The organism is Mesorhizobium sp. LNHC232B00, assembly GCF_000502435.1.
In the GTDB taxonomy this organism is placed as follows: Bacteria; Pseudomonadota; Alphaproteobacteria; order Rhizobiales; family Rhizobiaceae; genus Mesorhizobium; species Mesorhizobium opportunistum.
This window is the reverse complement of record NZ_AYWP01000001.1, coordinates 219,165-240,615: the sequence shown is the minus strand read 5'-3', so window position 1 is coordinate 240,615 and position 21,451 is coordinate 219,165. Positions and strand designations below refer to the sequence as shown.

Genomic DNA, 21,451 nt, shown 5'->3' with positions numbered 1-21,451 from the left:
CGTCACATCCGCCGCCCTTGTGACCTCTGTAGTCTTCCGCTCCGGCAAAAAGCCGGATTCGAATCATGGCCACAGCGTAACCGACGGATCGCCGCACGAGAATCCCCAATCTGGGGACATGTGGGATTTCAACAGATTAGAGCAATTCCAGGAAAAGTGTGAAACGGCTTTCCCAGGAAAAGCTCGTAGCGCTTTCCTTTGGGAATTGCGCCGAAACAGGGAGATAGAGCGCGAAGCCGAAAAAGCGGGACAGTTTTTCGAAATATCCCGCTCGACCAAGAGGGTCGTAATGCGACCCGGCGGAGCCTAGTCTAGAGCAATTCTAGGAAAAGCGCACAGCGCTTTCCCTTTGGGAATTGCGTAAAAACAAAGAGATAGAGCGGTTCGCCGTTTCCGTGAAACGGTGAAATGCTCTAGCGGCCATCCGGGGTGCGCAGGCCGATCCACTTGTCCTTGACGGCGTTGTAGTGCTCCTCGGGCTTGTACTTCGCCACCTGCAAGGCGAGCCGGTCGATCGACAGGCGCCCCATGGCCGACAGGATGGCATAGCTCGCCACCACCACATCGTGCTCGGAATTGGCCTGGTTGATCTTGGCGGTGATGACCGCGGCCTGCGCGTTCAGCACGTCGAGTGTCGTGCGCTGACCGACATTGCGCTCTTCGATGACGCCGTTCAGCGCCAGTTGCGCGGCGTCGATCACCTGCTTGTTGGCCGAGACGCTCTGCTGGGCGGCGGTGTATTGCGACCATGCCGTGGCGACGGCCTGACGCACCTGGTCGCGGCTGACATCGACCTGGATACGGGCTTGGCCGAGCGATTCCTTGCTTTGCCGCACGAGCGCGGAGGTCCGGCCTCCCGAATAGATCGGAATGGTCAGCGTCGCGCCGATATTGGCCGAGGTCGAATTGCCGTTGGAGCCGGTAACGTCGGGAATGGATTTGCGGTAATCTTGCGAAATGCCGGCCGAAGCCGACAGCTGCGGCAACAGCGCGCCCTCGGACGATTTCACCGAGAACGCGGCAGCGTCGACGAGATGCTGGGTGGCGAGAATGGCTGGATGTTCATTTGACCCGATGGCAATCGCCGCGTCGAGGCTCGACGGCATTAGCCTGCCCAATGGCGAAGCCGGCTTCAACTTGCCCGGCTCGTCGCCGACCACCTGGTGATAGGTCGCGGCACTGGCCAACGCCTGCGCGCGGGCGGCGCTGAGCGAGGCCACCGCCGAGGCGCGCGACGCGTCGGCCTGGGCAACGTCGGTGCGCGTGCCCTCGCCAACCTCGAAACGCGAGCGCGCGGCACGCGCCTGCTCGGTCAGGAACTGCAGGTTCTGTTCGGTAAGTACCGCGATCTGCCGGTCGCGAATCACGTCCATATAGGCCGTGGCCGCGCTGAACAGGGTGTTCTCCTCGGTGTTGCGCAGGCTTTCGACCGACGCCTTGACCTGGGATTCGGCCGCGGCCACGTTGTTCCTGGTCTGGAAGCCGTCGAAAAGCGACTGGTTGATCTGAATGCCGTAGCTGCCGGACGTCAGCTTCGAGTTGCCGCCACCATTTGCCCGGCGCGTGTTCGTATAATCGATGTTGGCCGAGCCCGTAACCGTCGGGCGCCAGCCCGACTTGGCGATGGCCACGCCTTCGTCGGTGACGCGCACGCCGGCGCGGGATGCATTCAGCGTGGAGTTGTACTGATAGGCCTTGGCGAGCGCGCCGGAGATGGTTTCCGCCGAGGCGCTCAGCGAAGAAAGCGCTGTCGCGGAGGCAAGGACAGCGGCAAAAAGGGTCTTGGATACAGACGGCACGGTATATCCCTCATTCGTTTTCCATGGGAACCGCGCCGCGCCGGTTTCTCCCTGGAGCAACCGGCGTGGCGTGTTTCATGTTCCCCGTCGCTCAGCCCAAAGTGCCCCCAGTTTGGGATTTGCAACGATTGTTCAAATGCAAGCGACCATGACAAGGCCTCTGCTGCAAGGCCAAATCATTCAGAATTCAAAAGCATGCTCACGTTCGAATCCGGGTAGTGGCTTAATTGCCGCATTAAATGCCCTTCTCCCGGTTACAACCCCCCCAGCCTTGAAAAAAAGTCGCGCCACGCCGGAATTGCCCTGCCCTTCGACGGCGACTAGGCGTCCACCTTCGGCGAGCTGATCGAGCAGCGATTCCGGCACTTTCTCGATGCTGCCGCCGATGAAGATGACGTTGTAGGGTGCCTTGGCCGCATGGCCCTGCGCCAGCGCCCCTTGGACCACGGTCACATTGCCGCAGCCCAGCGAGGAAAGCGTCGACTTGGCGGTTTCGGCCAGCGCCGGGTCGCTTTCGAGCGCCACCACGGACTTCGCCAGCCGGGACAGGAGGGCCGAGGCATAGCCGGTGCCGCAGCCGACATCCAGCGCCGAATCGGCCGCGCTGATTTCGGCCAGCTGCATCAGCTTGGCCAGCGGCGAGGCTTCCATCAGGTAGCGTGCGCCGCCAGCACCGGTGGCGATACGGATGTCTTCGTCGATATAGGCAAGCTCACGCTGGGCGGCGCCGACAAAATCCTCGCGTGGGACCGAAAGCATCGCGTCAAGCAGCGGCGCGCTGGTCACGTCGGTGGTGCGAACCTGACCATCGACCATCTTGACGCGGAGTTCGGAAAAATCAGCGTTCATGTCCCAACCAATCCGCTTGCCGCGCCAAACCGCGGTTCATTACGATTGGAACTTCGGGCCCCGGCGCTGGCGCGCGGGAGCCTGGGGCATTGGAGGCCTCGCCCGGAATCGAACCGGGGTGCAAGGATTTGCAGTCCTCTGCGTAACCACTCCGCCACGAGGCCTCATTGCTCCCGGCGTTCCACCCGGTTCCAATAGGTTGCGGCGAAAATGGCGTCAAGCGGCCACCACGCATTCCGCGCGGTTTCCTCTGCATGAATTTGCCTCTCCGTATCGAGCATCGCGGCCACCGTGGTCGCGACGCACATTAGCAACGCGTTAGGTATACCAGCAGATTGCGAGAAACTCCACGCCCCTGCCGCCGTTGAGGAGCGAGGAGGACTGCGCTATGCGGCCAGCAATCCGGAACAATGGAACGAGCGCCTGGGATGGCTTGTCGCGATCAGCATGCGAGGAGTTGCTGCGTTACGCCATCGAGTGCATTTCAATAGAAGGCACCAGCCGGCTTTCGCCGCGTGATCGCGCGCGCCTCGCCTCGGCCGCCGCTGTTCTCAAGGAAATCCGCGAGGACCTGGAAAGAAGCGCGGAAAGCAAACCGGATCCACGAAAATCCGAAACCCGAACAGGGGCATAACGGACAGGGCGATCGAGGACACAGCTGACGCCCGGCCGCTCAATCCGGCCGTCGCCGCCGCTCCCACCAGATGACGAAGCGGCGACGGTGGCGGCGCACCATGGCAAATTCATAGGAGAGCACCAGCAATCCGAGCGGCACCATCCAGAAGCCGAGAATCGGCAGGAAGCCGAGAATGCCGCCAATCGTCAGAAGCACGCCGATCGCGATTCTGAGCCCGCGCGACTGCGGCATGGTGAACTCGCGCCCGAACACCGAGATCTTTCGTGCCGGTATCCGGTTTTCGTCTGCTGCCGTCATCGCGAATGGCTGTCCCGTCTGTGCCTCGACAATACCTGTTTACGAAAGCCGCGACCACCATTTCGGTTCCACGCCGATCGCCAAGACGGCTAATATGAGGGCGGCCGCCGCCGATTGCGAGAAACGCCTGAGCGAAAAAGTCTCGGAAAAATACGAAATGCTTCTTTGCAAAGCGGAAAAGGGTTTGCTATAGGCTGCGCCACTTGCTGAAGAGCCTCTGTTCCCCGGTAGCTCAGTGGTAGAGCAACCGGCTGTTAACCGGTTGGTCGCTGGTTCGAATCCGGCCCGGGGAGCCAACATTTCCAAGCACTTAGCTTATAGACTGCCCTTCGGTTCCTTCAGCCAAAACCCCATCTGGGCTACATCTCATGCTTTCCCGATCGATCGACGCACACGAACTTTATGTGCGCATAGGACATCATCTGTCGGCGATGCCGGCCCGCATGGAGGCTTACAGTCCGGAAAAGCAGGTCTGGATTAGCAAGGCTGTCGCGCTGGTCGAAGCTGTTGGGGATCTGGTTGACATGGGTCGTATTACAGAGGTGGCTGAGTGGTATCCAACCCATCCGGCAATTTACGGTCCAAGCGTCTGGGGCATTCTTCAAAGGGCGCTGGCGCGCGCTGAACTCGCGGCGCCGGCCGCGACCTCTGGGGCGTTTCTGCCGGTAGGGAATGCCATGGACGCCATGTCCGCCATCGGCAAGGTTCTCAAGGAAGCTCGATCCAGGCTGCTCATCGTCGACCCTTATCTGGATGAGACGATTCTGACCGACTTCGCTCCAATGGGCGCCGAAGGCGTGAAGATCGATCTTTTATGCGACGGCGCCTCTGTGAAGGCCACACTGGCGCCGGCTGTTAGACGATGGTCAGCCCAATATGACGCCAAGCGCCCGATCGAGGCGCGAACCACGGGCGCCCGACTGCTGCATGATCGACTTATTATCGTCGATGACGCCAAGGTCTGGAATGTGAGTCAGTCATTCAAGGATCTGGCAGCGAGGTCCCCAGCGTCGATAACAGTGGTGCCGGCCGAAGTCGCAGTGCTTAAGATTCCGGCCTACGTCGACATGTGGACAGCCGCCGCTCCACTCTGAGCCCGCGTGAGGCAGCGGGCCATCTCTAGATGCGCGTAGTGCCATTCTCCCCACCACCAAAATGTCGTATCGGCGGCGGCCGATCGTCGCTTCGCCCTTGATCTGATCGACAGCCCACCTCAACGATTCCGACCAGTGCGCGAACAAACCCAACCATATCGTTTGCCGTGATGGCTGCCTCGTCGGGACTTTGCCCAATGTGCTCGGCGGCTTTGCAACATGACAGCCGGATGAGATCGTAGTGTAAATCCCTTTCATCCTCTGGCAACGCCGCTAATTTCATGGCTCGGCGATGAATCAACCGCAGCAATTGTTCGAGAGCTGTTCCGACACTCATGCGCTTGCTCCGCATTGGTCGAGCGTCCCCGGCGCTACAGGCGCGCGTTGGTACGTCGTATAGCCGTCCTCCGTGCGGAAGGCTGCATCAGAAGCCGTTAATATATCGTGTATTGCTAATATAAGACACTTCGCAAGAAGCCGCCCCTGCCCTAGGCCCGAGCGGGCGCTGAAGCAAACAGAGCCGCCCGCGCTATCCTGAGGTGGTCAGTTCGCGACCTTGCCGAGAAAGCTGGTATCGCATTCACGACGGTTCATCGCTACGAACAGACCGGAAATGCGAGCGAGACCACGAAGGCATCGTCGCGGCGTACGCTGCGCACAATGTTGACATCACGAATGGCGAAGGCACCGGAGCTAGGTTGCGGAAGACATGACCATTTTCTATCACTTCACGTCGGCCGATGCTCTCTTCGGCATAGGGCTTCACGGGCTTATGGTACGTCCAGCCTTTCGCCATGACGCCTAGCGCTCTCAGCCAAGGATCATTCGAGCTAGCACAATCGTGAGAAGCATTGATGCCGGAACGGCGATGAAACAACACGCCTCAACGATCCTGTTTTGCCGCTTGTCCATGTGGGGTGCCTCCTCGACCCGCACCTTGTCGCCGATCTCCGTTAGCGAGCGCCTATGTCCGAAGGCAGGCTCGTCGAGAAAGGCCCCCGCCTTTAACAGCTCTCGACGAGCCGTGCGCCGCTTTACCCCCGGACAGCACAACGCTCTCGCAGTCTGCTTCGAGCGTCAAGCGACTGTTCCGTTCGCATGTTCGTTCGCGCGATCAGGTTGCCCCAATGTCACATTCGGTGGACGCGTACGATCTTGCCAGATCTTGGCAGCCCGCCCTGCCGGTGGCCATCTTATCGTTTGAACGTCGGCTCCCAGTCGCTGTTGAGCTTCGCGTGTGGCTTTCGTAGTCAGGAACACATGTGAAGAACACCGGCCGGCGATCACGGCCAGCAGCTTTGCATGCCGAGCAGATGAACAATCCGGCAAGATCCTGATGCATTGACCCGTGATCCGGTCCGAGCCGGTCAATCGGCACTTGGATGTCGAGGCGGGTCGACCTGCAGCACAAAGGGTGCCCACAGGTGACATAGACTGTTTCGCGGGCGGCCGCCGCTTCGCCTGCGAGCTGGATGTAGCGGCCCGTCCAGTCGTAGCCGTTCTTGGTGATCAGCCGGATGCCGNTGCCGTCTTCGTCCTTGATGACCTGGGTGCGGTAGCCATCAAACTTGATCTCGTGGAGCCAGTCATCGCCCTGCGGTGGCGTATCGACCAGTTCGGGCTCCATCGGATGGATAAACTTCAAACGCATGAAACTGACTCGCGAATCGCGACACAATTAGGATGCGCTTAATTAGTTCCGGAAAATTTTAACGAATCGTTGACCGCGCTGTCCCATTCTAGGACGGCGCGGTCAAACCCCAACCGGGCTGCGCAGGCGGCTCCGGCACTCAAGCGCCCGCCCCCAGGGTCGGAGCCGCCACTGCACACCAAATTACCGTCGATGGTTGAATCAACCGTTACCGCACGTGCTTTCCAGTGTGCGTTCCTGATCATTAGACTTTGACGGAACGGAGGGNAGGACGGCGCGGTCAAACCCCAACCGGGCTGCGCAGGCGGCTCCGGCACTCAAGCGCCCGCCCCCATGTCGGAGCCGCCACTGCACACCAAATTACCATCGATGGTTGAATCAACCGTTACCGCACGTGCTTTCCAGTGTGCGTTCCTGATCATTAGACTTTGACGGAACGGAGGGTTCCGGAACATTTTAGACGAACTGAAAGTTCGATGGGGATGACGAAGCTATCGGACCTCGGCCCGCCGATCCCCGGGAAGTTGCACGGCGGCGCAGACATCCGGAAGAGCAGCATAGCGGCAGCGACGCCACCTTCGTGGCGCCGCCATCATTGTCGAAATTAAGCCGCGATCCCACCGCGGCCGGAATTCATGCCGCCCATCCAGGGGAGCGGAGCAAGCGGCTCTTGCAGGATTTTGACGGATCTTGCGAACCCGGCGACAGCATCACGCGCGACCGACAGTGAGACCTGGCCGTCGTAAGCACGCTGACAGGCCCGGAAGGCGGTTTCGAAAATCGGGCCCCGCCGCTCCCGTGGCCAATCATGCAAGAAATCGAAAGCGTCTTCGAGACATCCCAGTTCTTGAATGAACTGGCCATTGCTTACCAACACCGGTTGATCGAACATCCTATCGCCCATCTAGACCTCCTTTCGGTTGAGCGAACCAGTTTGCCGAATCGGCTCGTCACGCGGCTGCATGCTCAGGCTCCGCGAACACGCCACCATCTCCGCGTCTGGGCGGGACCGCGACATACGCGGGAACCGGCGGCGGATCATCGTCGTCATCTCGCCAGGGGTACCGCAACCAGCTGCGCCGGGCTTTGTCGCGACGCCGATCTGAGGATCGGCCGCCGCTCTCCCGCGCCTTGGAAACCGACGGCCTGCCTTCAATTTCGTCCAACTGGTTGAGAGCACGAAGAATATCGCCGACCTCCACAATGGCGCCGTTGTCCAATCGACGTAAGGCAGGCCTGCCCGGAACCGCATGGACATCGGAAGCCCAAAAAGCGAGCAAAGCCCGTTTTGCGCCGATCGTCATCTCCTCTTTCAGCACGTCATCAGGCGTCTGCAGCCCAGCGTATTCCGCGGCGAGATTTTTCGGTTCAGGTTCATGATAATCGTAAGCTTCGGATCTCATCTCCATTCTCCGCAATCTGTGCCTCCCGGCAGAGCCGGGAGGCAGGCGACAAACTGGATTGCAGGGTCAAGCTACTTCGCGCTCCGGCTCTGCGTTCAGCTTGATGGCTTCCTTCTTGTCGGATTTCTTGAGGGGAAGCCCTTTGGCTTCGGAGCTGATCTCGATGCGCCGGGGCTTGAGTTCCTCGGGCACTTCGCGGATCAGGTCCACCGACAGCAGGCCATTCTGGAGATTGGCTGCCTTGACCTTGACGTGGTCTGCAAGTTTGAACACCTGCTTGAAGTTGCCTATCGCCAGACCGCGATGGAGGATTTCCCGATTTTCCTGATCAGGTTTCCTCTGTCCGATCACGGACAATTCGGGTCCGTTCTGCACAAGCTCCACTTCGTCGAGACCGAAGCCGGCGACAGCCATCGTGATGCGATAATCATTGTCGCCATTCTTCTCGATATTGTAAGGAGGCCAGTCCGAACGCACGCTGTTTTCGAGCATGTCGAAGAGTCGGTCGAAACCGACCGTTGTGCGGTAAAGGGGGGCATAATCAAAGCTTCTCATAGCCATATCCTCCGTGAAGCAACATGGGGTTATGAGGCCGCCGCGGCGTCGCCGCGGCGCCATTTTGTCGAGCCGTAGCCTCGACGGAAAACGATCTGGGAATCGCGTTTTTTCTCTTCAAGAGGTCGTTGCTAAAATTTTTTCCGAACAGCACCAACGATCCTTCCCTGGCGGTACGAGACCGCTGTTGTGAGAGCCGTGTCGTGATCCTAGCGACTACATGCGTGACGTTAGCGAGTGCGTGGATCATGGGCCGGCCCGCCGTTACTCGATCGCATCGCCCTCAACTCAAGTACAATGCTTGCGCGCGGTTGTGCGCCGCGCGATAGATGTGCCGGTTCAGGGAGGAATCATGGGGAGAATCTCGGCATCGGTGCTGCTGCTCGCGGCTGCGCTTTACGCGAATTGTGCCCTGGCACTCGACAGCAGCGGCACGCCTGTCGTGGTCACGCCGCTGGCTTCGCGCACCACCACCGCGTCCGGGCAGCCGATCACGCTGCCGCAGAAGAACGTGCAGGTGCTGGTATCGACTTACGACATCGCGGCGGGCGCGACCTTGCCGGTCCACCGGCACCCCTTTCCCCGCTACGCCTATGTCGAGGCCGGGACGCTGAAGGTCACCAATGTCGAGACCGGCAACAGCAACACCTACAAGACGGGCGATTTCATCATCGAAATGATCGGCCAGTGGCATCAGGCCACCAATATCGGCGATGGCCCGGTCAAGCTGCTGGTGATCGATCAGGTCGAGGAAGGCGCCAAGAATACGGAACTGCGCCAATAGCCAAGGCGATGCCTGTGCCCCGAAGGCGGGAACGCGATGCGCCGCCCGCCTTCCCCCGGTCGCCGACAATCGGCCCGCCCCAAGCGCTCGATCCAGCGCTCAGCCCCAGGAGCCGACCAACTGTCGTGTCGTCGCGTTCAGCCGGTTGAAAGCATTGATCAGGGCGATCTGGACAACGAGCGCGGCAAGCGCCTTTTCGTCGTAGTGCCGGGCAGCTTCGTCCCAGACATCGTCAGGCACGGCGTCTGCCCGGTCGGCGAGCCTTGTGCCGGCCTCGGCCAGCGCCAGGGCCGCGCGTTCGGCATCGGTGAAGTATGGCGTCTCCCGCCATGCCGCCAGCGCAAAGATGCGCTCGTCCTTCTCGCCGGCCTTCTTCAGTTCGCGCGCATGCATGTCGACGCATAGGCTGCAGGCATTGATCTGGCTGGCGCGCAGATGGATCAGCTTGCGCGTCACATAGGGCACGTCGGCCGCCTCGGTCGACTTGTCCAGCGCCAGCAACGCCTGCAGGGCGCCTGGGATAAGCATCACCGGGTTCTTGATTCTCGCTTGCATGGTCTTCTCCTTTGAAACCGTGTTTCGGTAGGGCGTGTTTTGCCGAGCCCGGAAGCGGAGCCTCCGGGCGCGAATTGTTGCGATCGGCAGCGTGCCGACCGGTTTGGTCGAGAAAGGGTTCGGCCGTCAGCCTTGCTTCGCGGCCACCTGCTCCAGCCGTTCCAGAATACGCGGCCAGCCGCTTCCCATGCCGACATATCCGCGCTCGTCGGCGGGCCGGAACCCCGAATGCTCCATCCGCACCCGGGTCGCCGCACCTTCGGGCGTGAGCGACCAGGTCACCACGGTCCTCAGCCCGCTGTCGGATTCGCTTCCGTCGCCCCAGCTATAGGCAAGCAGGCGCGGCGCCTCTACTTTCAACACCACGCAGTTCGTCACCCCGGACCAGCCCGGCACCGGTGCCGCCCGGAAGGTGAAGCGATGCCCCTCCTGCGCCGCGAAATCGTTCTGCATGAGCCACTCGGCAACGAGTTCAGGCACGGTCAGTGCGCGCCATATCTTCTCCGCCGAATGCGGAATCAGCCGCTCGACGACGATCGATTTGGTTTGTGTCATGCCTCGTTCCTCCTTGCCGTGTTCGCGCTGCTCGGGCGAAATCAATAACTCACCAGCTATGAATTGACTCATAACCTCGCAGTTATACAACTGTCAAGCCGGGAAATGCCCGCCTGGTCCAAATGGCGGCCTGCCGTTCACGCTTTCGCGCCGGCCGGCCGGGTGCTAGGGCTTTTCGCGACATCATGGATTGGATCATCCCTTGACCGCTGAAACTCGCCCACCGCTGATCGAAATCTGTGTCGAAGGCATCGATGGCCTGCTCGCCGCGCAGGCGGCCGGCGCCGACCGGATCGAACTGTGCGCCAGCCTTGTCGAAGGCGGCATCACGCCGAGCCTCGGCACGGTGCGCGCCGCGCTGGACCAGGCCACCGTGCCGTTTCACGTCATGGTGCGGCCGCGCGGCGGCGATTTTCTCTACAGCGAGACCGAATACCGCTCGATGCTCGCCGATGTTGCAGCACTCCGCGACCTCGGCGTGCCCGGCGTCGTGTATGGCTGCCTGAACGCCGATGGCACCATCGATGAACGCCGCATGGGCGAATTGACCGAGGCGGCGGGTCCGCTGAACGTCACCTGTCACCGCGCCTTCGACATGACGCGCGATCCCAGCGAGGCGCTGGAAGCGCTGATACGCTGCAAGGTCGGCCGCGTGCTGACCAGCGGCCAGCGCGACACCGCCATCGAAGGCCTGCCGTTGTTGGCGGAGCTGGTGCGACAGGCCGGTGACCGGATCATCATCCTTGGTTGCGGCGGGCTCGATCTCGGCAACATCGTCGAGGTGCGCGGAAGGACCGGGCTGGCGGAAATGCATTTCGCCGCCCTCAAGGAGGTGCCGAGCGCCATGCGCTACCGCAATCCAAGGGTTGGCATGGGCGGCTCCGATCTCGACCGTGAGTACCGCAACATTTTGACCGACACACCGCTGGTGGCGGCAACGATCGCGGCGGCCAAGGCATGACCTCCTCTATCAGCCGCATATCACAAGGCGACGAAGCCTCTATCCTGGCCCTCAACAACGAGCATGCCGCCGAACTGTCGTGGCTCGAAGCCGAGCGGCTGTCCTTCCTGCTCGGCGAAGCGTTTTACGCCAGGCGCATCGGCGATCTCGAAGCCTTCATCATGACCTTCGACCAGGACGCCAGCTACGACAGTCCGAATTTTGTCTGGTTCCGCGAAGGCTACGAACGCTTCGTCTATGTCGACCGTGTCGTGGTGGCTGCGCATGCGAGGGGGCGCGGCCACGCGCGCCTGCTTTACCAGGATCTGTTCGACCACGCCCGGCGCGCCGGCCACACGCTGGTCACCTGCGAGGTCAACAGCGACCCACCCAACCCCGCCTCGGACGCCTTCCACGCCACGCTCGGCTTCGCCGAAGTCGGCGACGCGGTCATCCATGCCGGCAAGAAGGCGGTGCGCTATTACGCGCGGCAGATCATTGCCTAATCCTGTGGCGCTGGTGGCGCCATCTGGCCGAGAAATGAGACGATCGGCTAACGGTCAAGGCGAAAATTCGTCCTGCCCGTAGGGATGGCTGGCGTGCCGTCCGCGCCGCGATCGTACGACCTTTGCATGCCGCATTCACCAGTTGCGATTGAGCCATTCGCGCGCCGGCCGCTCGATGACGTAGTAGCTGCAGAGCGCGCAGGCAAAAACCCCGGCCAGCATCAGCCACGGGTCGCTGCCCTGTTCGTAGACGAATTTGTAGAATGGCTGCTGCCACAGATAGAGCGAATACGACCACAGGCCCAACGTCGCCATCGGCCAGGACGACAGCAATCCGGAAAAGAATTGGGTGCTGAAATCGAGCGCGTTGACGGCAATCGCCAGCAGCGGCACGGCGACCAGGTAATGGACCGGCGTCGGCACGGGATCCATGAACAGCAAAACCGCGCCGGCCGCAGCCGCCAGGGCGACATAGGGTCCCTTCAACATGGCCGGCAGCCTGCCATCGGCCTTGAGCAGGCAGATCGACGCCGACAGCAGGATCGAGGCGATGTGCACATCGGTGCGCCAATAGGTGGTCTCGTAGTCCAGCCTGAACACCCAGTAAGAGACCGCCCCGTTCGCCATGGCGAGCAAGGCCAGCGCCAGCAGCAACGGGATGACGCGGTCGCGCCTAGCAACGGTGGCGCTGATCAGGGCCAGGATCACATAGGCATGCTCCTCGACGCAGAGCGACCAGATATGGTCCAGCGCACCGGCCCGGGTGACGAGAATTCCGGCGTAATTGTAGGTGAATGTCAGCGCCGTCAGCGCCGCCTTCCATTTGAAGGCGATGAACGTGCCCGACAGCGCGACCATGGCAACGGCAACGAACACCAGAAGCGCTGGATAGATGCGCGAGAAGCGGCGTTTGAAGAACTTCTTCAGCGGGTAGCGTTCGATGAACAGGATCTCGCCCATCAGCCGGCCGCTGAGCACGAAGAAGAATTCGACGCCCAGCACCCCGAGATTGATTCCGGGAACCGGAAAGAAATGCCCGATCAGCACCAGGGCGATCGACAGTCCGCGCCAGCCGTCGAGATAGGCCAGCCTGGTTCTGGTCGATCTGTCGGCGACCGATAGCGGCGGAGCCAGATGGGTGACGGAAACTTCGGACATGCCGATCCCTTCGCGTTGGACATGCGAAAGGCACGGCGGTGAATGCTCCGAACCCGGCTCGCATTCCCGCCCAGGTCATATTGCAGTGCAAGATAAATTTGTGCAAGTGCGAGATTGCAGCCCGGCAGTTCCAGGAGAAGCAGCTGGCCGGAATTGCTTCAAGCAAAGGCGCAGCGCAGGGGGAGTCGATTCCCTGGGGGGACTGGACCGCTACGGGTCGCCGGACACGAAAAGGGCCGTGGCGGCCCCTCTCCTCGTCCGTGACCAATGGTATCAGGCGTTGGCTGCCGCCACCGCTCGCTTGGCCATCACCGAGATCAGATTGGCGCGATAATCGGCGGAAGCGTGGATGTCGGTCATCAGGTTCTTGGCAGACACCTTCACACCATTGAGCGACGCGGCGTCGAAGCTCTTCGCCAGCGCCGCCTCGATCTCCTTCGAGCGGAAGACGCCGTCGTCGCCGGCGCCGGTGACGGCGACGCTGACGCCATCCTTGCCCTTGGCCACGAACACGCCGACGATCGCGTAGCGCGAGGCCGGGTTGCGGAATTTTTCATAGGCGGCCTTCGCCGGTGCGGTGAAGGTGACCGCGGTGATGATCTCGCCATCCTTCAATGCGGTCTCGAACAACCCCTTGAAGAACTTGTCGGCGGCTATCTCGCGCTTGTTGGTGACGATGGTGGCCCCCAGCGCCAGCAGCGCCGCGGGATAGTCGGCCGCCGGATCGTTGTTGGCGATCGAACCGCCGATCGTGCCCCTGTGGCGTACCGCCGGGTCGCCGATCAGCGACGCCAGATGGGCAAGCGCCGGGCACGCCTTCTTCAGCTTCTCGTCATTGGCGACCTCGAAATGCGTCGCGGCGGCGCCGATGGTGATCGTCTTGCCCGACACTTTGACACCTTGCAACTCCGTGATGCGCGACAGATCGACGAGATCGGAAGGCGCCGCCAGCCGCGTCTTCATGGCCGGGATCAAGGTCATGCCGCCCGAGAGCAGCTTGGCGTCGTCCGTCTTGATCAGCTTGGCGGCTTCAGTGACCGAGCCGGCACGGTGGTAGTTGACTGCGTACATGGGGTCCTCCTTGAGAGTGCTTGGTCAGTAGTGGGTAGTCGGTAGTGAATGCTCAGCTGCCGTTGTTGATGACGCTTCCCTATTCGCTACTCACCACTCCCTACTCACTCTTTTCAGTGCTTCGTCGCGGCACGGATCGCTGCCCACACGGTGGACGGCGAAGCCGGCATGGCAATGTCGGGGATGCCGATGGCATCGGTGATGGCGTTGATCACCGCCGGCGGCGAGCCTATGGCGCCGGCCTCGCCGCAGCCCTTGATGCCGAGCGGATTGCCCGGACATGGGGTGTTCGACGTCGAGACCTTGAACGAAGGCAGGTCGTCCGCGCGCGGCATAGTGTAGTCCATGTAGCTCGCCGTCAGCAGCTGCCCGCTGGCGTCGTAGTGAGCGCCTTCCAGCAGCGCCTGGCCGACGCCCTGGGCGATGCCGCCATGCACCTGGCCCTCGACGATCATCGGGTTGATGATGTTGCCGAAATCGTCGGCGGCCACGAACTGGACGATCTCGGTCGTACCGGTTTCCGGGTCGATCTCGACCTCGCAGATATAGCAGCCCGCCGGGAAGGTGAAATTCGACGGATCGTAGAAGGCCGTTTCCTTCAGCCCGGGTTCCATTCCAGCCGGCAGATTGTGCGCGGTGTAGGCGGCAAGCGCCACCTGGAACCACGGCACGTTCTTGTCGGTGCCGGCGACCTTCAGCGCGCCGTTCTCGATGACGATGTCGCCTTCGTCGGCCTCGAGCAGATGCGCGGCGATCTTCTTGGCCTTGGCCTCCACCTTGTCGAGCGCCTTGGCGATCGCCGACATGCCGACCGCACCCGAGCGCGACCCGTAGGTGCCCATGCCCATCTGCACCTTGTCGGTATCGCCATGGACGATCGAAACCGAATCGATCGGCACGCCGAAACGCTCGTTGACCAGCTGCGCGAACGTCGTCTCATGGCCCTGACCATGGCTGTGCGAGCCGGTCAGCACCTCGATCGTGCCGACCGCGTTGACCCGCACTTCGGCCGATTCCCAAAGGCCGACGCCGGCGCCGAGCGAGCCGACCGCCGCCGACGGCGCGATGCCGCACGCCTCGATGTAGCAGCTCATGCCGATGCCGCGCAGCTTGCCCTGCTTTGCCGCCGCGGCCTTGCGCTTGGCAAAGCCGGCATAGTCGGAGGTCTTCATGGCCGCATCGAGCGAGGCGCCATAGTCGCCGGCGTCATAGTTCATGATTACCGGGGTCTGGTGCGGAAAGACGGTGATGAAGTTCTTGCGCCGCAACTCGGCCGGAGAGACGCCGAGTTCGCGCGCCGCTGCTTCCATCGTGCGTTCCAGGAGATAGGTGGCCTCCGGCCGCCCTGCTCCGCGATAAGCATCGACGGGTGCCGTGTTGGTGTAGACGGTGCGCACATTGGCATGGATGGCCGGAATATCGTACTGCCCCGACAAAAGCGTCGCGTAGAGATAGGTCGGCACGCAGGACGAGAACAGCGACATGTAGGCGCCGAGATTGGCGATCGTATCGACCTTGAAGCCGGTGATCCGGTTGTTCTTGTCGAACGCCATCTCGACGGTCGAGACATGGTCGCGGCCATGCGCGTCGGTGAGGAAGCTTTCGGTGCGGTCTGCGACCCATTTGACCGGCACGCCGGTCTTCTTCGACGCCCACAGGCAGACGATCTCTTCGGGATAGATGTAGATCTTGGAACCGAAGCCGCCGCCGACATCGGGCGCGATCACCCGCAGCTTGTTTTCCGGCGCGACATTGTAGAAGGCGCTCATCACCAGCCGCGCGACATGCGGGTTCTGCGATGTCGTCCAGCAGGTATAGTGATCTTCCGCCTTGTCGTAGTGGCCGAGAGCCGCGCGCGGCTCCATGGCGTTCGGCACCAGCCGGTTGTTGACGATCTTCATGCGGGTGACATGCGCCGCCGCCTTGATGGCGGCGTCGGTCGCCTTGGCATCGCCGATCTCCCAGTCGAAGATCAAATTGTTCTCGGCCTCGGCGTGGACCTGCGGCGCGCCCTTTTCGAGCGCCTTGGTGGCGTCGACGACGGCCTTCAGTTCCTTGTAGGTGATCTCGACCGCCTCGGCCGCGTCACGCGCCTGGCCCTTGGTCTCGGCCACGACGATGACGACGGCGTCGCCGACATAGCGGACCTTGTCGACGGCCAGCGGCGACCATGCGCCCATCTTCATCGGAGAACCGTCCTTGGAATGGATCATCCAGCCGCAGATGAGGTTGCCGATGCCGTCGGCCTTGAGTTCCTTGCCGGTTAGCACGCCGATGACACCCGGCATGCCCTGCGCCTTCTTGACGTCGATCTTCTTGATCTGCGCATGCGCGTGTGGGCTGCGCACGAACGCCGCGTGCTTCATGCCGGGAACCACCATGTCGTCGACATAGCGGCCGGCGCCGGTGATGAAGCGCTTGTCTTCCTTGCGCGCCACGCGAGCGCCAACACCTTCAATGCCCATCAGAAATTCCCTCCCGAGATTATAGGGGAGTAGGTGAGTAGGGCAGTACGGCAGTAGGGAAAATTGGCTCCGGTTCCCTACTGCCCTACTGCCTTACTGCCCTACTGCCTCGTTCACGCAGCTTGTTTCGCTTTACCCTTGGTCCCCTTCGACATCGTCTTCGATGCGGCGAGGATCGCCTTGACGATGTTGTGGTAGCCGGTGCAGCGGCAGATATTGCCCTCCAGTTCGGCCCGCACCGTCGCCTCATCGAGGCCTTCGGGATGGCGCTTGATCATGTCGGTGGCCGTCATGATCATGCCTGGCGTGCAGAAACCGCATTGCAGGCCGTGATGTTCCTTGAACGCCGCCTGGACGGGATGCAGGTCGGCGCCGTTGGCAAGACCTTCGATCGTCACCACGCTGGAGCCGGACGCCTGGACCGCGAGCATGGTGCAGGACTTGACCGCCTTGCCGTCGACATGCACGACGCAGGCGCCGCATTGCGACGTGTCGCAGCCGACATGCGTGCCGGTCAGGCCGAGATTCTCGCGCAGGAAGTGAACCAGCAGCGTTCGATCCTCGGCAGCGCCGCTGACCCGCTTGCCGTTCACCATCAACGAAACGTCCGACATGGTCCCTCCCTGGGTATCAACCTTGGTCATCACGCTGCCGACGCGCAGTGGCACTTCGGCCATGCGTCATTCGTACACCGCACAACGCACAAAAAACAGCGCGACGGAAAAGCGGGATCATTGTACTTTCGGTCATGGCCAGGGCCAAGGATGCATTCCCCTCACCCCATTGCCAAAACGCCGGTTGGAAGCAACAATGTCCTTCGACGCCCGCGCGCCGGAAGCTTGTAAAAACAGCAGCGCATAAAAACAGCGTCGGAGGAAATGCGGGAGAACGCCGCTGACGAGTTCACGGACGCGCTACGCATGCGGCTTGTCGGCGCTGACGACGGACGAGCCCGACATGGACGCATTTGCATGCGCGGTGGCGACCGAGGCCGCCGCCATCGACGCTGGTTTTGCCCTGCTGTTCTTCTCCCAGAGCCTCGTCGAGGCCGACGCCCTGTCACAGGCACTTCTGACCCACGCACCGGGGCTCCACCATGCCGGCTGCTCGACCGCCGGCGAGATCACGCCGCAGGGCCTCGAGGACGGCCATGTGCTCGCCATGCTGCTGCCCTCGGCGGCGTTCACCGCCGTCAGCACCATGGTCGACGATCTGTCCTCGTCGGGCATGGACAGGATCACCGGCGAGGTTGAAGCCTTGAGGCGCAACCTGCGCGGCCGGGTCGGCGGCGAGCACACCAGGAACACTTTCGCGCTCTGCTTCATCGACGGGCTATCCTATGCCGAGGAGGCGGTCAGCTCCGCCATCCACTGGGGCCTTGACGACATCCCCCTGCTCGGCGGCTCGGCCGGCGACGATCTGAAGTTCGAGACGACACGCCTGATCTCGAACGGCAGGGTCACCTCGGACAGCGCCATCATCGTGCTGATCGCCACGGAAATCCCTTTCCACGTCTTCAAGACCGACAATTTCGTTCCGACCGACGAAAAGCTGGTGGTGACGGCATCGGATGCCGATCATCGCATCGTGCGCGAGTTCAACGCCACCAATGCGGCAGACGAATATGCCGCTTCCGTGGGCATCCTCCCGCAGACCCTGACGCCCTTGAGCTTCGCCTCGCATCCGGTGGTGGTGAAGGTGGGCGGCGAATATTACTGCCGCTCGATCCAGAGAATGCACGCGGACGGCTCGCTGTCGTTCTTCTGCGCCATCGACGACGGCGTCGTGCTGTCGATCGCCCAGCCCAAGGACATGGTGGAATCGACACGCGCCGCCCTGCGCGAGGTCGAGGAGCGGCTGGGTGGCATCGACCTGATCCTCGGCTTCGACTGCGTGCTGCGCCGGCTCGACGCGCGCAACCGGCAGGTCTTTCGCGACATTTCGGAGCTTTACCGGATCAACAATGTCGTCGGCTTCGGCACCTATGGCGAGCAGTACCGGTCGATGCATCTGAACCAGACCTTCACGGGCATCGCTTTCGGCGACCGCCAGGCGGCAGAATAAGGCGGCCGGACAACATGCCGCTCAGGGACATAAACGATCTTGAAAAGCTGAAGAAGATCAACGCCGCCTTGGTCAGCCGCGTCGAGCGGTCGATGGACCAGCAAGGCAACGCCTTCTCGCTGTTCCAGACCGCGATTTCGCTGGAAAATCGGGTGCGCACGCGCACCGAAGAGCTGCATTCGACGCTGCGTCGACTGGAGCAATCCAATATCGACCTCAGCGCCGCCAAGGAAAATGCCGAGCTGGCGAACCTGTCCAAGACGAGGTTCCTCGCCGCCGCCAGCCACGACGTGCTGCAACCGCTGAACGCGGCCCACCTCTCCGTCTCGGCGCTGGCTGAAGTGCAGACCAGCGACGAAGGCAGGAAGCTGGTGCGCCAGGTCGAGCGCTCGCTCGAAACGATGGAGGACCTGCTGCGCACCCTGCTCGACATCTCCAAGCTCGATGCCGGCGTGGTGCAACCCGACATCGGCGACGTCAGCCTGGAGGCGTTGTTCTCGTCGCTGCGCTCGGATTTCCAGCCGGTGGCGGCACTCAAGCAGCTGTCGCTGAAATTCCGCCCGGTCAATGCCGTGGTCCGCTCCGACCGCACATTGCTGCGTCGCATCCTGCAGAACATCCTTTCCAATGCGCTAGGCTATACCCGTTCGGGTGGGGTCCTTGTCGGCACCAGGCATCGCGGCGACACCATCCGCATCGATGTCGCCGATACCGGCTGCGGCATTCCCGAGGACCAGCGCGAGGCGGTGTTCGAGGAGTTCCATCGTGGCACCTTGCCTGCCAATGCCGAGCTCGACGGCGGCGGGCTCGGGCTCGGGCTTGCCATCGTGCGCCGCATGGCCGGCGCGCTCGGGCACCCCGTGACGTTCTCATCGAAGGTAGGCCGCGGCACGATCTTCCACATCGATGTTCCTGTCGGCATCGGTGCCCCTGCCGACGCCATCGCCAGCGCCGCCAGTCTGGAGCGGCCGCGCGGCTACGGCCTGTTCGGCACCAAGGTGCTGCTGGTCGAAAACGACATCGAGGTGCTGGAGGCGATGACCTTCCTGCTCGAACGCTGGCAATGCCTGGTGCGGGCCGCTACCTCGACCGACGATGCGCTGGACATGCTTGGCGATACCGACTGGGTGCCAGACATCGTCATCGCCGACCAGCATCTCGACGGCGGCGATCTCGGCACCGTCACCATATCGGAGGTCCGCAACTATCTCGGCCGCGCCGTGCCGGCGCTGATCGTCACCGCCGACAGTTCCGAGGAAATCGCCAAGGCCGCCCGCGCGGGCGGCATCGAGCTAATGCGCAAGCCGCTGAAACCAGCACAACTAAGGGCGCTGCTGGCACATTTGCTGGCTTAGGCTACCCTACCCTCGATGGGGAGGGTCGGCGCGGAGCGCCGGGGCGGGGTGCGGCGCCAAGCTCCCCCATCCCGCTCCGCTTCGCGGATCGACCCTGCCCACAAGGGAGGGTAAAAGATCAAAACCCGGCCTGATCGCGGAACAGCTCCGCATTGTCCAGCTTCGAAACCTCGATCACCGCTTGCGTGCGGCTGTAGACATTGAGCTTGCGCAGGATCTCGGAGACATGCGCCTTGACCGTGGTCTCGCCGACCTGCAGTTCATAGGCGATCTGCTTGTTGAGCAGACCCTGGCGCAGCATCTGCAGCACCCGCAACTGCTGCGGCGTCAGCTTGGACAGGCGCTGGACCATGTCGGCGCGGTCGCTGCTGTCGGCGTCCGCCGGCTGGCCCTCATAGGTTTGCGGGACGTAGATGGCGCCGTCCATCACCGAGCGGATGGCGGCCGCCAGGTCGCTCTTGCGCGCCGATTTCGGAATGAAGCCGGCCGCACCATAGGACAAGGCCTCGGAAATGATCCTCGGCTCCTCATACCCCGACACGATCACCACCGGCAGGCGCGGATAGCGGGTCCTGAGCTGCAGCAGGCCGTCGAAGCCGTGCACGTCGGGCATTGAGAGATCGAGGAGCGCGAGATCGAAAGGCTTGGCGTCGGCCAGAAGATCGAGCGCCTCGGTGATCGAGCGCGCCTCGACCGTATCGACTTCCGGATAGGCCATCTGAACGGCGCTGTGCAGCGCCTCGCGAAACAGCGGATGGTCGTCGATGATGAGGAACCGGGCGCGATCATTGACTGCGGTCATGACATTCGTTCCGAAGCCCCGTGTTCAGTTTCCGGCACAAGCTAATCCCACGAGCATGACCGGATTATTGCCAAATAGTCTACCGTTGATAGGCGGATTCTCATACAGGCACGGCGGCGCGCGTGCCCTGTGAAATGGGACGCCTTGCCCGGCCCCTGAATTCGGCCGAAGGTACCCGGCATCCGACGTCCAAGACAGAGACCGCCATGACCGCTTTCGTTCTCTCCGTCCCGCCAACGCCTTCTGTCGCCGTCAGCGGGTCGACCGAGCGGTTCGCCGTGCGCCGCATCTTCTGCGTCGGCCGCAACTACGCGGCGCACGCGCGCGAATTCGGTAATGATGAGCGCGATCCGCCCTTCTTCTTCACCAAGCCGGCCGACGCAGTGGTCGATTCCGGTATGACCATTCCCTACCCGCCGCTCACCGCCAACCTGCACCATGAGATCGAGCTGGTCGCCGCGATCGGCAGACCGGGCTTCCGCATCCCGCGTGAGCGGGCGCTGGATCATGTCTGGGGTTATGGTGTCGGCATCGACCTCACCCGCCGCGATTTGCAGGACGAGGCCAAGAAGGCGGCCCGGCCCTGGGACTGGTCGAAGGCATTCGACCGCTCGGCGCCCTGCGGCCCGCTCGTCCCGGCCCAGAAATCCGGCCACCCGCAAAAGGGCCGCATCTGGCTCGCGGTCGACGGCAAGGTCAGGCAGGACGCCGATCTCGCCGAGCTGATCTGGCCGATCGCCGACGTCGTCTCGATCTGCAGCGAGGCGATGGAGCTCGAAGCCGGCGACCTGATCTTTACCGGCACGCCCGCCGGCGTCGGCGCGGTCAAGCCGGGCGAGACGATGACCGGCGGCGTCGACGGCATCGGCACGATCGAAGTCACCATTGGCCAGCCCCAATTGTGAGCGATA

21 protein-coding genes and 2 tRNA genes are annotated in these 21,451 nt (G+C 62.4%); 8 read left to right on the top strand and 15 right to left on the bottom strand.

The window, feature by feature from the left end; translation table 11 throughout:
• Positions 1 to 413: 413 nt before the first annotated feature.
• The 4 genes from X743_RS167385 to X743_RS0135250 all read right to left on the bottom strand — a co-directional run bounded on the left by X743_RS167385 (position 414) and on the right by X743_RS0135250 (position 3,582).
• A complete protein-coding gene (locus tag X743_RS167385; RefSeq protein ID WP_023763484.1) occupies positions 414 to 1,799 on the bottom strand; it encodes a TolC family outer membrane protein in 1,386 nt (461 codons plus the stop codon).
• A gap of 180 nt (positions 1,800 to 1,979) precedes the next feature.
• A complete protein-coding gene (locus X743_RS167390; protein ID WP_023763483.1) occupies positions 1,980 to 2,648 on the bottom strand; it encodes a protein-L-isoaspartate O-methyltransferase in 669 nt (222 codons plus the stop codon).
• A gap of 90 nt (positions 2,649 to 2,738) precedes the next feature.
• Positions 2,739 to 2,812: transfer RNA gene (locus X743_RS167395), tRNA-Cys, on the bottom strand.
• A 509-nt stretch (positions 2,813 to 3,321) separates the two neighbouring features.
• On the bottom strand, positions 3,322 to 3,582 hold the full coding sequence (locus tag X743_RS0135250) for a hypothetical protein (protein ID WP_031250206.1): 261 nt from the start codon (positions 3,580 to 3,582) through the stop codon (positions 3,322 to 3,324).
• 221 nt (positions 3,583 to 3,803) lie between these two features.
• On the opposite strand from X743_RS0135250, the gene X743_RS167400 reads away from it, so the two are divergent.
• Positions 3,804 to 3,878, top strand: a tRNA-Asn gene (locus tag X743_RS167400).
• Positions 3,879 to 3,950: 72 nt separating this feature from the next.
• The gene (locus tag X743_RS01000000168520) at positions 3,951 to 4,676 is read left to right on the top strand and encodes a hypothetical protein (protein WP_023780337.1); all 726 of its coding nucleotides are present in this window, start codon (positions 3,951 to 3,953) and stop codon (positions 4,674 to 4,676) included.
• Between the two features lie 25 nt (positions 4,677 to 4,701).
• On the opposite strand, the gene X743_RS1000000171845 is transcribed toward X743_RS01000000168520, so the two are convergent.
• The 4 genes from X743_RS1000000171845 to X743_RS167425 form a co-directional block, all read right to left on the bottom strand.
• On the bottom strand, positions 4,702 to 5,013 hold the full coding sequence (locus X743_RS1000000171845; protein WP_140780136.1) for a hypothetical protein: 312 nt from the start codon (positions 5,011 to 5,013) through the stop codon (positions 4,702 to 4,704).
• A 1,918-nt stretch (positions 5,014 to 6,931) separates the two neighbouring features.
• On the bottom strand, positions 6,932 to 7,231 hold the full coding sequence (locus X743_RS167415; protein ID WP_023763476.1) for a DUF982 domain-containing protein: 300 nt from the start codon (positions 7,229 to 7,231) through the stop codon (positions 6,932 to 6,934).
• Between the two features lie 46 nt (positions 7,232 to 7,277).
• Positions 7,278 to 7,730: a hypothetical protein gene (locus tag X743_RS167420; protein ID WP_023763475.1), complete on the bottom strand. Its 453-nt coding sequence runs from the start codon at positions 7,728 to 7,730 to the stop codon at positions 7,278 to 7,280.
• A 66-nt stretch (positions 7,731 to 7,796) separates the two neighbouring features.
• Positions 7,797 to 8,285, bottom strand: a complete 489-nt coding sequence (locus X743_RS167425) for an Hsp20 family protein (RefSeq protein ID WP_023763474.1) — start codon at positions 8,283 to 8,285, stop codon at positions 7,797 to 7,799.
• A 352-nt stretch (positions 8,286 to 8,637) separates the two neighbouring features.
• Here X743_RS167425 and X743_RS167430 point away from each other — a divergent pair, with 352 nt between their 5' ends.
• Positions 8,638 to 9,069, top strand: coding sequence for a cupin domain-containing protein (locus X743_RS167430; RefSeq protein WP_023763473.1), 432 nt, complete (start codon positions 8,638 to 8,640; stop codon positions 9,067 to 9,069).
• Positions 9,070 to 9,168: 99 nt separating this feature from the next.
• On the opposite strand, the gene X743_RS167435 is transcribed toward X743_RS167430, so the two are convergent.
• Positions 9,169 to 9,624: a carboxymuconolactone decarboxylase family protein gene (locus X743_RS167435; RefSeq protein ID WP_023763472.1), complete on the bottom strand. Its 456-nt coding sequence runs from the start codon at positions 9,622 to 9,624 to the stop codon at positions 9,169 to 9,171.
• A 126-nt stretch (positions 9,625 to 9,750) separates the two neighbouring features.
• Positions 9,751 to 10,179, bottom strand: coding sequence for an SRPBCC domain-containing protein (locus tag X743_RS167440; protein ID WP_023763471.1), 429 nt, complete (start codon positions 10,177 to 10,179; stop codon positions 9,751 to 9,753).
• A 202-nt stretch (positions 10,180 to 10,381) separates the two neighbouring features.
• On the opposite strand from X743_RS167440, the gene X743_RS167445 reads away from it, so the two are divergent.
• Positions 10,382 to 11,140, top strand: coding sequence for a copper homeostasis protein CutC (locus X743_RS167445; protein ID WP_023763470.1), 759 nt, complete (start codon positions 10,382 to 10,384; stop codon positions 11,138 to 11,140).
• Entirely contained in the window at positions 11,137 to 11,625 is a 489-nt protein-coding gene (locus X743_RS167450) for a GNAT family N-acetyltransferase (protein ID WP_023763469.1), read from the top strand. The genes X743_RS167445 and X743_RS167450 overlap by 4 nt, the downstream gene beginning before the upstream one ends.
• Before the next feature lie 135 nt (positions 11,626 to 11,760).
• Here the strand turns inward: X743_RS167450 and X743_RS167455 are convergent, their stop codons facing one another.
• The 4 genes from X743_RS167455 to X743_RS167470 form a co-directional block, all read right to left on the bottom strand.
• Entirely contained in the window at positions 11,761 to 12,783 is a 1,023-nt protein-coding gene (locus X743_RS167455; protein WP_023763468.1) for an acyltransferase, read from the bottom strand.
• A 273-nt stretch (positions 12,784 to 13,056) separates the two neighbouring features.
• Positions 13,057 to 13,854, bottom strand: a complete 798-nt coding sequence (locus tag X743_RS167460; protein ID WP_023763467.1) for a xanthine dehydrogenase family protein subunit M — start codon at positions 13,852 to 13,854, stop codon at positions 13,057 to 13,059.
• 113 nt (positions 13,855 to 13,967) lie between these two features.
• Positions 13,968 to 16,319, bottom strand: coding sequence for a xanthine dehydrogenase family protein molybdopterin-binding subunit (locus tag X743_RS167465; protein ID WP_013895065.1), 2,352 nt, complete (start codon positions 16,317 to 16,319; stop codon positions 13,968 to 13,970).
• A gap of 113 nt (positions 16,320 to 16,432) precedes the next feature.
• A complete protein-coding gene (locus X743_RS167470; protein ID WP_023763466.1) occupies positions 16,433 to 16,933 on the bottom strand; it encodes a (2Fe-2S)-binding protein in 501 nt (166 codons plus the stop codon).
• A 343-nt stretch (positions 16,934 to 17,276) separates the two neighbouring features.
• Here X743_RS167470 and X743_RS167475 point away from each other — a divergent pair, with 343 nt between their 5' ends.
• Both X743_RS167475 and X743_RS167480 read left to right on the top strand, forming a co-directional pair.
• Positions 17,277 to 18,383 (top strand): FIST signal transduction protein, encoded by a 1,107-nt coding sequence (locus tag X743_RS167475; RefSeq protein WP_031257346.1) that lies wholly within the window; start codon positions 17,277 to 17,279, stop codon positions 18,381 to 18,383.
• Between the two features lie 14 nt (positions 18,384 to 18,397).
• Positions 18,398 to 19,738 carry a hybrid sensor histidine kinase/response regulator gene (locus X743_RS167480; protein WP_023763464.1) on the top strand — a complete coding sequence of 447 codons (1,341 nt, stop codon included), beginning with the start codon at positions 18,398 to 18,400 and terminating at the stop codon, positions 19,736 to 19,738.
• Between the two features lie 118 nt (positions 19,739 to 19,856).
• Here the strand turns inward: X743_RS167480 and X743_RS167485 are convergent, their stop codons facing one another.
• Positions 19,857 to 20,540 (bottom strand): response regulator transcription factor, encoded by a 684-nt coding sequence (locus X743_RS167485; RefSeq protein WP_013895059.1) that lies wholly within the window; start codon positions 20,538 to 20,540, stop codon positions 19,857 to 19,859.
• A gap of 206 nt (positions 20,541 to 20,746) precedes the next feature.
• Between X743_RS167485 and X743_RS167490 the strand changes: the two genes are divergently transcribed.
• Positions 20,747 to 21,445, top strand: a complete 699-nt coding sequence (locus tag X743_RS167490; protein WP_023763463.1) for a fumarylacetoacetate hydrolase family protein — start codon at positions 20,747 to 20,749, stop codon at positions 21,443 to 21,445.
• Positions 21,446 to 21,451: the final 6 nt, after the last annotated feature.